Genomic DNA, 13,317 nt, shown 5'->3' on the forward strand with positions numbered 1-13,317 from the left:
CGCATTAGAATACGCGGTACCTATGGAACGCAAGAGTTTGTTGATAACTACAAAAGCGCACTTGCCGAGTTACAAGGACTTATACTTCCTAAATCAAAAACCGGTAAACTTGTTGAAGGGTCATTTGCATGGCTGCTTAAACAATACTTTAACAGCGTTCATTGGCATAGCCTTGCTAAAGCTACGAAAAGACAAAGAGAACTTATCCTTATGAAGGTATGTGATGCTATAGGAAACATTCCATACAGAGAAATAAAGAAATCACATATTACAGCGGGTGTTGAACGCCGCAAAGAAAAACCAACAGCTGCCCAAAATTTTCTAAAAGCACTTAATGGACTTTTTAATTGGGCGATCGATCAAGAACTTCTGGAGAATAACCCAGCTTTAGGAATAAAAAGACCTCCTCTCAACAACAAAGATGGATTTGCTGTTTGGACAGAAGAAGATGTTGAAAAATATTATCACCATTGGTCACATGGTTCACATGAACGCGTCTGGATTGATGTTCTTCTTTACACGGGTTTGCGTCGTGGTGATGCGGTCCGCATTGGTTGGAACGATGTCAAAGATAATATCATTCATCTCAAGACAGAGAAAAGTAAATTCCAAACAGATGTTTTTCTACCCATTTTGCCTGAATTAGCAGAAACTCTAAAAATTGGTCCTATTGGAAATGAAACATTCATTTGCGGAAAAAACGGAAATAAACTCGTAAAAGAAAGTTTTGGCAACCTTTTTCGTGAGGCTTGTAACGTAGCGGGAATCAAAAAATCAGCACATGGCTTAAGAAAATTAGCAGCAACACGCGCCGCTAATTCAGGTGCAACAGTATCACAACTCAAGGCAATTTTTGGATGGACCGACGACAACATGGCATCTCTTTATACAAAAAGCGCAGATCGCAAAAGGCTAGCTATAGAAGCGATAAAAAAGCTCCAAAAAAAATGAGGGATAGTGCTATAAAAAACATTAATGGAATCAATAATGATAAATTTCCCCCATATCGCAATAACTCATTTATTTTATTTAAAATTATTGAAACTCTTTTGGGCACCAAATTTTATCTTTAATGTATTGAAATATACATATATATATTTTTTTTCTTTAAAGAGCTGTTTTTAGACCACCCTTTACGGTTTATACAACTTTATCTAATTTACTCCTATTTGTTCCTTATTTTTCTTTGGAATGAAGGCTAAGATCTCTTTTTTTCTCCACCTCACTGCTCTCCCTAGCTTATATGGCTCCGGAAACAACCCCTGAAGCACCCAATTGCGAATCGTTGTTGTGGATACACTAAAAAGCTGTGCACACTCACGTGTCGTTACATATCTATCTCCATCATCAAATATCATCTCATTACCTTTCTCTTTTTTATGTTAATTAAATGGGTGGGGGGCTGGAAGGCATGTGAAGCACTCCAACTTTTAAAAATCTGCAAGTTTATTTTTTAGATGTGTTCAATTTCATATTTCCAATCAGGCAATTGAGTAAGAGCTAATGCGAGTTGTCCTCTATGACACATGCATACATTGGCTTCAAAACAGGTGATTGCAACGCGCTTTTTGTTTAAAAACATTTTATATAATTTATTTATTGCACAAGAATTATTCTTGAGAGTTGTATTTTGATAATCTTCAAAAAGGCGGTCATAATCTTTTTGTGTTTTCAAATTTCTTCGTTTTTCAGAAGCAATTCCAAGTTCAGGCATATGCATATATTCAATATCAATATTGCTCACAGCTTCCTCTAATTGTCTTTTCGAAAATCCGTGTTTTCTACTTATTGGATTTTTACGAACATCACATAAAGTTTTGATATTGTTTTCTATGAGACAACTAAGATAATTCTCAAGGGACCTACCTTCATAGCCAATGGTAAAAAAACAAAATTCCTCATCTTTAGCAGGCTGTATGATGATATGTTTGATGTTACACACGTTTAATTTCCTTATGTGAAAGGGTGGGGGTGCTCGTAGATATGCGGGGAACAAAACACCCCCATAAGGTTAAGCAGCTTTTGTTGAGAGTTGTTTTATCTCTCGTTCTATCTCTGCTAAAAAGGTTTCAACAGCTTGATTGATCTGTTCAATTTGTTGATCATCACGGAGAACACGCTTGACTTTCATGCGTAAGTGAAAGAATTCCCCCGTAAAACGTGGGTCATAGCTTACGAAATCACACCATTTTCGTCCTGTACAAGCCATTTGGAATTGCATTTGTGCGTGATATTCTGGTTTGATTTCGTCACCTATACAAAAGCGCATATGTGTTACTGATCTCCGGCATTTGACTTCGATTAAACCGTCTTCTCCAATGAGACCATCAGGGCTAGCCCCCGCCATTTCTATTGTGGAGTGTTGGATAAAGCCGCACTTTGTTATATTGACATCATAAATGAAACCATATTCTCTCAAGGCATCTTCTTCATGTTCGATACCTCATCTCATATCTTCAGTTTCATAATAGGGGCTTGTTTCGCCTGTTAAACGCTCTGTTATGAGTTTGATTTTGTAGTCTTCATATTTGCTCGTAGGCAATCCTTTTGTATTTTTATTGAGTATGTTGTAAATGTTTGATGCGATGACTTTCCCTAGACTTGCTTGAAAATCATTCTGCTGTTCGTTGCTCCATCTCACACCGCCGTTTGTTGCTCTTGTGATGGGAGCGATTGTAGAGCTTTTTCTTTTTGAATATTTTTTCTTCTTTCCAAATGCCCCAAAACCAATTCTGCTTTTTCACAAGACATATCTGTTAGTTTTCCTGCTTCTGCAAAATAGAGAAGACTAATTTCATTTGTCCCTGTTTCTTTAATTAATTATTCGATTTGCTTTATCTGTTTAGAGGAAACTTTTTGATTATTTGTATCGCCTTCTTTGGTTCGCGGTTGACCATCTGTATCGTCTTCTTTACTTGCTACATTAAGAAGCATGCCTAACAGGTATCTCCCGTAGGTAAGTGTAAAACCAACTGATCGTATGCTATTTTTAGAGCCTGTACTGTCAATTGGAAATGTTCCTTCTGTTGAGATTTGATTTCCTGAAGGATGAGACAGAATTATTTCTATGGTAACGTTTTTTTTCTGTTTAATGTTTAATATATTTGTATTTTGCAAGCCCGTCCTTTACAGCATCAATGTACTGATCAAGCATAGCGTATTTGCTGTTTGTATGGGTGATTGTAGAGTTTTTTCAATATTTTGATATTTTGTTTGCATAGCCGAAAGATCACGGACAAAGTTTTGGCGCTCTTGTCGTTCTATTTCTTTTTCTCTTAAATCAAGAAGACGCTTTAAGCGGTCAATACTGACGTCACTTTCTAAGGCTTTATTTAAAATACATTCCATAGCAGTTTGTTCGACGGCTAAATGATGTGTTTCTTCAATTTCTATTAGGTTAGTGTTTTGTTCACTCATTTTGATTTCCTCCATTACGCGCAATTCACGTGTGGCGTGAATCACGCATGTTTTAAAAGGCTGGTTTGGCTGTTAGAAAGGGCTTATACGCTCTGTCTTTTCCTAGGGATATGTTCGGGCTTTTCTATTATAACTAATATGTGTGTTGCTTGAAATACATGTGTTACCACATACAACAGCATCACCACCAATATGATCTTTTTCACAAATATTGCATTGCCGTGAATTTCGGCTATTCCGTAAACTTGCGTATTATCGAAAATATGTGCATTGGATTCAACACAAACGTTTCCAAAGTCTCTCAGTGCACGCATGCGACGAACTGGGCGACGATAGAGAATGTCTATTTCATCAGTAAATTCGTATTTTTTTCCATGGTTTATTGCCTCTCGCCCTTTGTGATGATTTCATCATTGATGATCTCTGCGTTTCCCTGAATAAAGGCATAACCATGGATTTTGGCATTTCCTCCAATTTTTGCTCTGATGGAAATCAATGGACTGTCATAAATTTTAGCTTTTCCACTAATAAATGCAACACCAGAAACCTGTGCATTTTCGTAAATTTGTGCATTGGCAAAAACACGAATATGTCCAAAAATCTGCGCATTGCCAAAAATATTAGTTCCTCTGGTAACAGATTCACTACCAAAAACACATGCATTTTCATAAATACCAGAAATGTTATCAATATAAACATCACCAAAAACCTTGGCATAACCATAGACTTTTGCATCATCACCTACCCAGCAATTACCATCATGACTGAGGTTGTCTTCTTTTTGTATAAAGCCGCCTAGGTCGCCTGCTTTAATAGCATCAAAATCTCTTAAGGCTTTAATTCAGTGAAGAGTTTTTCCAGCAAACTCTATTGTTTCATCAGTCATTTCGTATTTCTTTTCCATGATTGTTGCTCTTAATGCATGCTTTATCTTTATAAGCTCTTGAAACTGTAAACCAATGCCTTCTGCTGCTGGTACAACTTTTTCTATTCCATTTGCGGTTTGAAGTGGATGGTCGGACAATCCATAAGTTGCTTTTGGATTTTGTCTTGATACGGTAGCAAATTTCCACCTGCTGCTCGTCTGTAAAACCACCCTTTTTGCTGTAAGAAGAGAATGAATTGTTTTGGTTGTATCTCGAGTATTTTAGCGGCTTCTGTAAGACCGAAGAATCCGTTGTGACGTTGCAAACTTTCAAGAGCAGCTGCTTTGGGTTTAAGGATACCCACTTCACTTTTTAAAGTCTCTAATTGTGTGACACTTTCTAAAAGCAGTTTTTTCACAAAGAGAGAGTCTTCTAAAGCGTTTGCAAGGTCTAAAGGTTTCTTTGCACGCCGTTCACATTCAATAAAATATTGACGGGCTTGTTTACCTTTTTCATTACGCTCTACCATGGCGAGCTCTTTTGCCATGTCTAATGTGGGGTGATAGTCTATGGCTGTAACAGCTCTAGATTTTGCGCTCCCCAATTTTGTGGACCGCAAATCTTGTGTTTTTATAAAATCACTTTCCTCTTCAAATTCATATTGATGAATACGATCCTTAATTCAAGTAGAGAAATCTTTCCCTATTTCCAAAAATTCATGTAACTCACGTGCGTTGACCGTTTGAACGGTTTCGTGTTTGATTGTATTGTGCTGGATAGCAATAGGCTTTTCCATTACGAACCTCATGTTGATGGGATTGATGAATGAAAGGGGGCGGCGCTTTTAAATGCGCCCTTCAGAATTTAAAGCACATCACAAGGATGCAAACGGTGTTGTTGTTCGTAAGAATCATACATTGCATCGTTATATTCATGCTGTTTTATATCATCTAAAAAAACGTATGCTGTAATGTGTAAAATAACGTCATGAGGTATGTTTCCGTTAAAACACTGTTCTTCATGTTCTCTAAGATAAAATTCTGCGATATCTTCAGATATATCTTCGCAGCTCTTTTAAGAAGGATTGATGCGAAAGATTTGGATTTCATTATTTGCCTCGTCAATAATTTTTAGAACTTGGCTTTCATCCAGAGGTCCTGACCGACCAATGTTTTGATCATCATCGTATACAACTAATAAAATTTCATCAGAATTTATAAGAATTGGATTTTCCATAATTTCTCCTCTCTAACGCCTCTTGGCAATTGTTTGTGCGTGGTTTATGGATACCAATGTAGCGATTTTGAAAAATTTTTTTAAAGTAATAAACTAAAGGCTTGCTTGAAGAGAAGTATAAAAATATTAATTCATATTTTGGCTGGCTTAATCCAGTCGATAGGTGCACACCATTCTAATTCTACATCTACGATATCGACATATTTTCCATTTATACTGGATAAAACCCATTTCCCTTTTTCTTTTCCGAAACGTAATACTTTGATGTAAACTTTTCCACATTTAGTTTTTATGATAGCGCGGTTGTTAATAAGATCTTCTGATAGCAAATGATAGGAATAAAAAAGAAGACTTCCTTCTTCAATGGCTGGAAACATAGAATCACCTACCACGCGAACAGCAACAGTTCCTTTAGGAGCAGATGGCGGGGCTTCTACTTCTTCTAGACAACCAGAATCTATTGCGATTATTTCTCCTCCGGCTCCTACAGATCCGATCAAAGGAACTAAGTGATTAGTGGGAATAGAAGCACCTGTAAGCTTTGATATTTCTAATAATTCTCGAGCAGAAATATCTCTTGTTCCTTTTAGCATTTTATTGACGGCAGCACGATCTATTGAGCGACCTAAAGAAGCGGTTAGCTGTCTTGAAAGCTCTGATTGGCTTAATCCAGCTTCAGATAAGGCATTTTGCAACCATTGTGAGATACTTATTGTCATATCTTTATTGTAGGTACGTTGTATACAATCGTCATTTTCTAATTTAGCAACATGTAGTTTCATTATAAATTTTCCTTCTTGATATTGTTTTTATAATCGCTACATAATGTGCTATGAAACAATTTTCGGAAATAATAAATCTGTTAGGTGGGGTTCGTAGGGTAGTATCTCAGCTGCTTGGGGTTCATAGAACACGCGTGTATGCCTGGCTCCGTCCTATATCAAAAGGTGGAACTGGTGGGAGAATTCCAACAAAACATATCCCAATTCTTTTGAATGAAGCCAAAAGAATTGGAGCACCGATTAAGGCAGAAGACTTTTTCTCGTTTTTTTATAGGACGCAATCATGTGATTCTAAATTATCTTCACAATCTGCTTCTATTGTTGCTTCTACAGATAGTAATGAACATCAACAGCATCATTCACACTCTTAAACAAGCATTAAATAAAGAGATCAAATTAATAGATTACGCGTCACCATGCGCACGCATAAATACGTAGAGCCTTAAGGGGGATTATGATCACTAACGCACAAACTATTTTATGTCTTGATCTAGGGACCAAGACAGGCTGGGCGATCATGGTGCAGATGGTCACATAACAAGCGATACAGAAGATTTTCAATCACGCCGTTTTGAAGGCGGTGGTATGCGTTATTTACGCTTTAAACGGTGGCTTACTGAACTAAAGAGGTCCGTTGATGAAATTGACGCGGTGTATTTTGAAGAGGTGCGCCGGCATGTGGGTACAAACGCTTCTCATATTTACGGAGGCTTTCTAGCAACCTTAACAGCGTGGTGTGAACATCATCAGATACTATATGAAGGCATTCCTGTTGGCACAATTAAGAAGGCAACAACAGGAAAAGGTAACGCCTCAAAAGAAGAAATGATTAAGGTGGTGTGTACAAAAGGACATACGCCTAAAGACGACAACGAAGCAGATGCTTTAGCAATTTTATATTTAATGAAAGAAGGGGGGGTATACATGTCCAATAAATTACCGTGGACGGAGGCTATTTGCAGATAAATGGATTCTTGATCTTGCTTGTTTATTTCCCTTTGAGTGCAAAGTTTACATAAAGTTACGCTTGCAAATGCTTTATACTGGAAAACCACTTTTAAATAATATGAAGGTCCGGGCTGATTACACTGGCTGTTCAGTAAAAATGTTCATGAAAGCGTTAGAAGTTTTAATAAGCACAGGTCATATCGAACGTTTAGACGATGGGTGTTTATGGAGTTTAAAAGTTGAAGAAGAACTCAATAACTCTAATGAGAGTTTAGAGAAGGTATCGAAGACGTCACGGTCAAAGACGTTATCAGAGAGAGCAAAGAAAGCAGCGTAGGCAAGATGGGATAAACATACAAATGATGCTTGTGATATGCTTAACGATGCTAAAGCAATGCTTAATGATGCCCATATATAACATAAACAATAACAGTTATAATAAAAAACTAATACTATCGTATTAGCAAAAAAAAAATTGTTCTGAAAATTTAGAAACAAACGAACAGGTTCATGAGTCAATAGAGATTCATGCTTGCGGAAGCTAACCAGAGCAAATCACAACGGATGTAGAAAACCAACCTCCCAATCACAAGCAAAAGAACGTTCCCCAAAAAGCAAGCGGACTAAATCAAAAGATGATTTTCGCTTACCTGAGGATTTTGAACCTAATTTGCAATACGCAATCGATAAAGGCTAACCCATGATGAGGCGCTGTTAGAATTCGAACGGTTCACAAATTACTGGATAGCAAATCCAAATAAAAATGCAAACAAACGGGATTGGCAAAGGACTTGGTACAATTGGGTTACAAGCCCTATCGGAACGCTAGCAAAGAAAAAAGCAAGATTAGAACAGGAAAAACGGTTAGGTGGTCATTATGGAAAATTCACTCATAAAACTTTCACAGAACAGTTTGCAGAGGGCTTCAACGAACTCAGAGATCATCTCTCATCTGGAAAAGATTATGGAAATGATCAGTCCGGGGCATCCATTGACGCTGAAAGCTGGGAATACATTGACGAAACAGGAGTAGGCGCAAACCTTAGATGCTTGAATCATCTACAAGCGTTGCTTTCTGTGAAAGCTTCAGTTAAGCAGATTGAGCAAACTTCTTTCCTACTCTCAAGCCATGAGAGTCCCTGCGAATACAGACGCCAAAGCCATCGTTTTATCCTATGGCATGATGCTGGACCGCATTTCGTCATATGCTATGAAAAAGTGCGTCGAAAATATCGTAACGGGTTAAGCAATTGGGATATCAAAAACATTTATGCCAACTTGTGGAGAGCTTTTAACTTATTGCCAGACAGTAGAAAACACCCTTCTTTCAAAAGCCGAAAGTGTACGCAAGACTGTTTTGAGCACCAGTGAAAAAGGCTGAAAGAAAAGGCAATGAGAGAGAATTCAAGACCACTCACGTTGGTTGAAAAGCAAAAGCTTGAAGGAATTTAAATGGTCTTGGGGGAACAGTGAAAAACATTGCAGGTTAGTAAACTAGTGAAAAGCGCTGATCATTTTGGGATTAGATATGTGTTTAAACCGACAAAAAGGCACCGTACAAAGAGATTTGAAGTTTTTTACTACAATTAAAAACACAAAACGCTCTGTACGGTCAAATTTAAGGTAAATAGACCAATTGGTAAAATTATGGACTAAAAACATGAGAATATTAAAAGACCTGTCCTTAAAAAAGCGTAAACAGCCAATGCAAAAAGAGTTTGTTGCAACAGCTGTTGGTTATGTTCCTTGGGGGGGGGGACGGAGCGGCAGAGTATTTTTACAACCTCTACAAATATGAAGACGGTACAAGAGAATGTGAAAAGTTTGATGGCGGACAGTATTATACCACACCAGAATGCGGATTTTAGTACCAAAGCGCAGGTGAAAGCATGGGTTTACGGTGGTGCTATTCCGAAAAGCGTTCTCAATTACGAACCTCTTATAGACGAGATCAATAAAGAGATCAAAAAATTATCGAAAACCGAAGGAAATAAATATGTTTACAGATAAACAGCTAAGAGCCTTGTTTGGCATTATAACTTTTATATTTTTATGTTTTTTAGGAATTAAAAAAAATCCTTACTTTATTCAAAGTATTTTGACATTCGCATCTGTTTCTTTGGTAATAGTCACAACTGTTTTTGCAATTTTATGCAATTCTCATATTCCTTCTGAATTGCAGAGCAACCCAAAATATAAAGGTGATGATACAACGGGTTGGGTGAAACTAACACGTGATTTACAACAGTATTTGCACAGACTCTTAAAACTAATAAGTTTAGCGTTTGTCGTTTTAATTTTCCCAAATAGTTATAAAGAAACGGTTTCTTTACCTGTCATTTCTAGGTATGTGGAGTACAAGCTTTCTTTTCCATTGGGATACTTTACTTTGGTACTCAGATATTGCTCTTTGGTATTCCTTTTTAGTTTGTGTATTGTTTCTTATGTTACGTACACGCAGTTTAATAAACATATCTATTTACCCACTACAGTGCTCAGTTTAAAAGCCATAGAAAAACTTCCGATTTTATAAAACTGTTTAGATTAAATGGCATTGTCTCTTCTCAACGTTCATAGATGAAATCAACAAAAACATCAAAAAATCATTGAAAAAGGCGCGTAACAATGACTCATGTCTGCTCACCATTGAGATATCCAAGCGGTAAGGCTGCACTGTATGGAAAAGTCAAAGAAATATTTGAGAAAAAGCATTAAATGGCTGTTCCTATAGAGAGCCATTTGCTGGCAGGTGTAGACTTGCTCTAAAGCTTTTTTTAATGGTGAAGTTAAAGATATTCACATTAACGATATTGATCTGTTCATTTGGAGCTTTTGGTATTGCGTTTTGCACAAAACAGAAGAATTAATAGAAAAAATCAATACAACGACCATTAACTTAGAAGAATGGTACATACAAAAAGATAGAATACATTTAACTCGTTTAAATGCACGGGAATCTTTGCTGCGTTATGGAACTGATGAAAACACCTTTTTTTATATGGACCCTCCTTGTTTTAAAAAAGGAAAAGGGCTTTGTACTTGGTTTTACAAAGCTAATGATCACCACAATTTAGAGAATGTCATCTCCCAACATGTGACAGCACCTTGGCTAATTATTTATGACAACGTTGAAGAAATTAAATTATTGTATAGGCAATATCTCTCAATAGAATTTAGCTTACAATATTCTCTACAAGAGAAAAGGAAAGCTACCGAATTGATGATTTTTTCACCTAAAATCAAAGTACCTCAATTTTTAGAAAAGAATATAGGTTCGCTTCTCAAAGCAGCTTAATTGCAGACTGCATTAATAGGAGCTTTAATCAAATGCTTATGCTTACACCATTTGGCAAAACATTACGTAAAATTCGTATTGATCGAACAGAACGTCTATTAGATATGGCTAAGAAATTAGGCGTATCTATAGCATTTTTATCTTCTGTAGAAATTGGCAAAAAGCCTATACCTGCTGACATGGAAGAAAAGATCATTGAGAAATATGCTTTAGATAAAGAAACAGCCTCTATCTTGAGAAAAGAAGCAAATATTTGTCATAAGAATTTTACAATGAACTCTTCTGCCCCACTTAACCATGAAATTTCTAACACGTTTGTTAGAATTTTTAAGTCTCTTTCACAACAAGATCTGACAAAGTGCAATGAACTCATGGAGAAAGTAGAAAAAAAACAGTGCTTGCAGAATAGAATACCTTGATCTCCTTATTTTATACACTGTAAACATAATTTTATATGTTAAAAACAATAATATCATTTTGAAATAATTGAATAAATATGCAAATCATTCTAAGATTTTTTATGTATAAATTGCTAATCTAATGGAGCTACAAATATGCTAAATAAAGTGACGTTAATCGGGCGCCTTGGAGCTGATCCCGAAAGCAAAACAATGAATTCTGGAGAAGAAATAGTCAATTTTAGTATAGCGACTTCTGAGAGCTATACAGATAAAAAAACCAATCAAAAAGTAGAGAAAACAGAATGGCATTCCGTGGTGATTTTTAATCCACATTTGGCAAAAATTGCACTTCAGTATCTAAACAAAGGTTCAAAGGTTTACATAGAAGGAAAATTACAGACACGCAAATGGCAAGATAAAAATGGGCATGACCGCTACACAACAGAGATTGTCTTACCACAATTCAAAGGCGAATTTTATTTGCTTGATGCAAAGAAAGAGCAATCAGCATCCCCTACCCCCTCACCCATTACTTCTCAAAATTATGCTATCGCTTCAGGTGCTACTGATCATGGCACATCTCTTAATGATGCTATCCCATTCTGATTGATAACATATGACAAAGAGAAAAAAACGTACAAAAAGCGAACGTCCTCGGATTAAAGGATGTATCAGAGAACCAAACGGACGCATCTCACGAGCAAAAACACCGCATAAACCCATGGATAAATTGGCAATTGAAATGCGTGCCAAACGCTTTGGCTTGACCATAGAAGAGGCTAAAAATCCGCTTTCCGGAACCTATATCGGGCGGTTTTATTTGCAAGGTGAAATCAATCAAGACCAATATGATGCTGCACAAAAATATCTTGAAGTGAAAAACAATTATCTATGTGCAAAAGAATTGCCTAATGCAATTTATGATAACTTTACCCCTTCATCAAATGAGGAGGCACAAAAACGGTGGATTGAAAGAGCAACTCATTGTTATGAAGAGACGAAAGAGGTTATCAAAGAAACTCAACACCTCTATAGACAGTATAATCTTTACGCTGCATTACAATATCTTGTTATAGAAGATCAATCGTTAACACATCTTGTTAGCTCTTTGCGTATTGTTCTTAATGCGCTTCATAAGCATTTTAGCCATTAAAAAAGAATTGACATCAGATGAAAAATCATTAAAATGTGTATATATTTACACATTATGATTTTAGGAAATGGAACAAGATAGCCGAAAAATCATTGCAAAATTAAAGCGTGATGGCTTTGAACTTATCAAAGTGAAAGGTTCTCATCATAAATTTAAAAAAGATGATAAGGTTGTTATCGTTCCACATCCTAAAAAAAATCTTCCGATTGGTACAGCACGTTCTATCGCACAACAAGCAGGCTGGTTAAAAGAAGGAGAAGAAGAATGAAAAGATTTTTTGCTCTTGTTCATAAAGATGAAGAATCTGCTTTTGGTGTTCAGTTTCCTGATTTTGAGGGACTTTTTTCTGCTGCTGATGAGGAAGAAAATTTAATCGCAAATGCAACAGAAGCACTCCAACTTTATTGTGAAGATATAGATAGAGTGCCTATTCCTTCAAAATTTGAAGAAGTCATACAACGGAAATCTGTCAAAACAGCTTTGTCAGAAGGAGCTTTTTTAATACAAGTTCCTTTTATTGAAAATGATTCAGAAGTCATACGCACAAATATATCAATTGAACGAGGGCTTTTACGTGCAATTGATAATTGTGCACAAAAGAGAGGTTTAACAAGATCTGCTTTTTTGGCAACAGCAGCCCGTCACGAGCTTAATATTTAGCTCATCAATCTGGAAAAATTTCTCACTCTCGATTTTTTTACAAAAGCGTGTAATTGTATATGATCCGCAAACTATTAATGAAAATCAAAAGGCAGCAGGCAAACAAAACGCTATAGTTAAGAGGGATATAACTATCATTGATATTATATACATGGCATCTAATATTTCTGGACCTGTCATTGCCTTTCCCTCCTATAATAATTTCACAATAATTTATAAAATCTAAAATGTTTTAGAAAATTTTATATATTCTATTTTAAAATAAAAAATATAGATTTTTTTGTTGGCATGGTGTAAAAAATTGCATTTAATGACGATACTGCACTAGTTGTATTGCGTCTAAAATTCAAAAATATCCCCAAAATTCAGTAAAATGTCAACTTGAAGCGTGGCTAGAAAGCCCTGTTTTCTAGATAATTCTGACTAATCAATTTTTCACAGAATAAAAATCAATAATTGACTAATTATGTCATTAATTATGACTCAAAAGGAGCGAAGATGAAAGCAATCATCACCAAGCCAATGTGTGTTGTTGGCGATAATAAAAGCACTGTTCGTT

14 protein-coding genes and 6 pseudogenes are annotated in these 13,317 nt (G+C 36.2%); 13 read left to right on the forward strand and 7 right to left on the reverse strand.

Going from position 1 to position 13,317, the window contains the following annotated elements:
• A partial coding sequence (locus ACFINI_RS08740) for a tyrosine-type recombinase/integrase (protein ID WP_375647779.1) occupies window positions 1-951 on the forward strand: 951 nt, incomplete at its 5' end.
• Window positions 952-1,154: 203 nt separating this feature from the next.
• Here ACFINI_RS08740 and ACFINI_RS08745 read toward each other — a convergent pair.
• The 7 genes and pseudogenes from ACFINI_RS08745 to ACFINI_RS08775 form a co-directional block, all read right to left on the reverse strand.
• Window positions 1,155-1,358 carry a helix-turn-helix transcriptional regulator gene (locus ACFINI_RS08745; RefSeq protein ID WP_375641030.1) on the reverse strand — a complete coding sequence of 68 codons (204 nt, stop codon included), beginning with the start codon at window positions 1,356-1,358 and terminating at the stop codon, window positions 1,155-1,157.
• A 95-nt stretch (window positions 1,359-1,453) separates the two neighbouring features.
• Window positions 1,454-1,942: a DUF488 family protein gene (locus tag ACFINI_RS08750; RefSeq protein WP_375647783.1), complete on the reverse strand. Its 489-nt coding sequence runs from the start codon at window positions 1,940-1,942 to the stop codon at window positions 1,454-1,456.
• A 69-nt stretch (window positions 1,943-2,011) separates the two neighbouring features.
• Window positions 2,012-2,636 (reverse strand): annotated as a pseudogene (locus tag ACFINI_RS08755) (lambda exonuclease family protein).
• A gap of 1 nt (window position 2,637) precedes the next feature.
• Window positions 2,638-3,417 (reverse strand): annotated as a pseudogene (locus ACFINI_RS08760) (ERF family protein).
• Window positions 3,418-4,354: 937 nt separating this feature from the next.
• Window positions 4,355-4,965 (reverse strand): annotated as a pseudogene (locus ACFINI_RS08765) (phage antirepressor KilAC domain-containing protein); the annotation flags it as partial.
• 392 nt (window positions 4,966-5,357) lie between these two features.
• A complete protein-coding gene (locus tag ACFINI_RS08770; protein WP_375621638.1) occupies window positions 5,358-5,519 on the reverse strand; it encodes a hypothetical protein in 162 nt (53 codons plus the stop codon).
• Window positions 5,520-5,650: 131 nt separating this feature from the next.
• Window positions 5,651-6,301, reverse strand: a complete 651-nt coding sequence (locus ACFINI_RS08775; RefSeq protein WP_375647787.1) for a S24 family peptidase — start codon at window positions 6,299-6,301, stop codon at window positions 5,651-5,653.
• A 50-nt stretch (window positions 6,302-6,351) separates the two neighbouring features.
• Between ACFINI_RS08775 and ACFINI_RS08780 the strand changes: the two genes are divergently transcribed.
• The 12 genes and pseudogenes from ACFINI_RS08780 to ACFINI_RS08835 all read left to right on the forward strand — a co-directional run bounded on the left by ACFINI_RS08780 (window position 6,352) and on the right by ACFINI_RS08835 (window position 12,758).
• Window positions 6,352-6,672: a hypothetical protein gene (locus tag ACFINI_RS08780; protein WP_375647792.1), complete on the forward strand. Its 321-nt coding sequence runs from the start codon at window positions 6,352-6,354 to the stop codon at window positions 6,670-6,672.
• An 83-nt stretch (window positions 6,673-6,755) separates the two neighbouring features.
• A pseudogene (locus ACFINI_RS08785) lies at window positions 6,756-7,267 on the forward strand (crossover junction endodeoxyribonuclease RuvC).
• A 67-nt stretch (window positions 7,268-7,334) separates the two neighbouring features.
• Window positions 7,335-7,586, forward strand: coding sequence for a hypothetical protein (locus ACFINI_RS08790; protein WP_375647795.1), 252 nt, complete (start codon window positions 7,335-7,337; stop codon window positions 7,584-7,586).
• 540 nt (window positions 7,587-8,126) lie between these two features.
• Window positions 8,127-8,282 carry a hypothetical protein gene (locus ACFINI_RS08795; RefSeq protein WP_375612545.1) on the forward strand — a complete coding sequence of 52 codons (156 nt, stop codon included), beginning with the start codon at window positions 8,127-8,129 and terminating at the stop codon, window positions 8,280-8,282.
• Window positions 8,283-8,909: 627 nt separating this feature from the next.
• Window positions 8,910-9,259, forward strand: a pseudogene (locus ACFINI_RS08800) (hypothetical protein).
• A pseudogene (locus tag ACFINI_RS08805) lies at window positions 9,246-9,753 on the forward strand (hypothetical protein). Before ACFINI_RS08800 ends, ACFINI_RS08805 begins: the two co-directional pseudogenes overlap by 14 nt.
• Window positions 9,754-10,094: 341 nt before the next feature.
• Window positions 10,095-10,544, forward strand: coding sequence for a hypothetical protein (locus ACFINI_RS08810; protein ID WP_375612547.1), 450 nt, complete (start codon window positions 10,095-10,097; stop codon window positions 10,542-10,544).
• A 38-nt stretch (window positions 10,545-10,582) separates the two neighbouring features.
• Complete coding sequence (locus ACFINI_RS08815; protein WP_375612551.1) at window positions 10,583-10,963, forward strand: helix-turn-helix domain-containing protein; 381 nt, start codon at window positions 10,583-10,585, stop codon at window positions 10,961-10,963.
• A gap of 135 nt (window positions 10,964-11,098) precedes the next feature.
• Entirely contained in the window at window positions 11,099-11,551 is a 453-nt protein-coding gene (gene ssb, locus ACFINI_RS08820; protein ID WP_375647799.1) for a single-stranded DNA-binding protein, read from the forward strand.
• Between the two features lie 10 nt (window positions 11,552-11,561).
• The gene (locus ACFINI_RS08825; RefSeq protein ID WP_375647802.1) at window positions 11,562-12,098 is read left to right on the forward strand and encodes a hypothetical protein; all 537 of its coding nucleotides are present in this window, start codon (window positions 11,562-11,564) and stop codon (window positions 12,096-12,098) included.
• 67 nt (window positions 12,099-12,165) lie between these two features.
• The gene (locus ACFINI_RS08830) at window positions 12,166-12,366 is read left to right on the forward strand and encodes a type II toxin-antitoxin system HicA family toxin (protein WP_375612550.1); all 201 of its coding nucleotides are present in this window, start codon (window positions 12,166-12,168) and stop codon (window positions 12,364-12,366) included.
• Window positions 12,363-12,758 (forward strand): type II toxin-antitoxin system HicB family antitoxin, encoded by a 396-nt coding sequence (locus ACFINI_RS08835; protein WP_375613839.1) that lies wholly within the window; start codon window positions 12,363-12,365, stop codon window positions 12,756-12,758. Before ACFINI_RS08830 ends, ACFINI_RS08835 begins: the two co-directional genes overlap by 4 nt.
• Window positions 12,759-13,317 lie beyond the last annotated feature (559 nt).

The organism is Bartonella sp. AA56HLJMS, assembly GCF_042197145.1.
In the GTDB taxonomy this organism is placed as follows: domain Bacteria; phylum Pseudomonadota; class Alphaproteobacteria; order Rhizobiales; family Rhizobiaceae; genus Bartonella.

Bases quoted from the DNA above. Each gene is read 5' to 3' on its own strand.
- ACFINI_RS08745 (WP_375641030.1), bottom strand. From the start codon at position 1,358: ATGATATTTGATGATGGAGATAGATATGTAACGACACGTGAGTGTGCA.
- ACFINI_RS08770 (WP_375621638.1), bottom strand. From the start codon at position 5,519: ATGGAAAATCCAATTCTTATAAATTCTGATGAAATTTTATTAGTTGTA.
- ACFINI_RS08775 (WP_375647787.1), bottom strand. From the start codon at position 6,301: ATGAAACTACATGTTGCTAAATTAGAAAATGACGATTGTATACAACGT.
- ACFINI_RS08780 (WP_375647792.1), top strand. From the start codon at position 6,352: ATGAAACAATTTTCGGAAATAATAAATCTGTTAGGTGGGGTTCGTAGG.
- ACFINI_RS08790 (WP_375647795.1), top strand. From the start codon at position 7,335: ATGCTTTATACTGGAAAACCACTTTTAAATAATATGAAGGTCCGGGCT.
- ACFINI_RS08795 (WP_375612545.1), top strand. From the start codon at position 8,127: ATGGAAAATTCACTCATAAAACTTTCACAGAACAGTTTGCAGAGGGCT.
- ACFINI_RS08815 (WP_375612551.1), top strand. From the start codon at position 10,583: ATGCTTACACCATTTGGCAAAACATTACGTAAAATTCGTATTGATCGA.
- ssb (WP_375647799.1), top strand. From the start codon at position 11,099: ATGCTAAATAAAGTGACGTTAATCGGGCGCCTTGGAGCTGATCCCGAA.
- ACFINI_RS08825 (WP_375647802.1), top strand. From the start codon at position 11,562: ATGACAAAGAGAAAAAAACGTACAAAAAGCGAACGTCCTCGGATTAAA.
- ACFINI_RS08830 (WP_375612550.1), top strand. From the start codon at position 12,166: ATGGAACAAGATAGCCGAAAAATCATTGCAAAATTAAAGCGTGATGGC.
- ACFINI_RS08835 (WP_375613839.1), top strand. From the start codon at position 12,363: ATGAAAAGATTTTTTGCTCTTGTTCATAAAGATGAAGAATCTGCTTTT.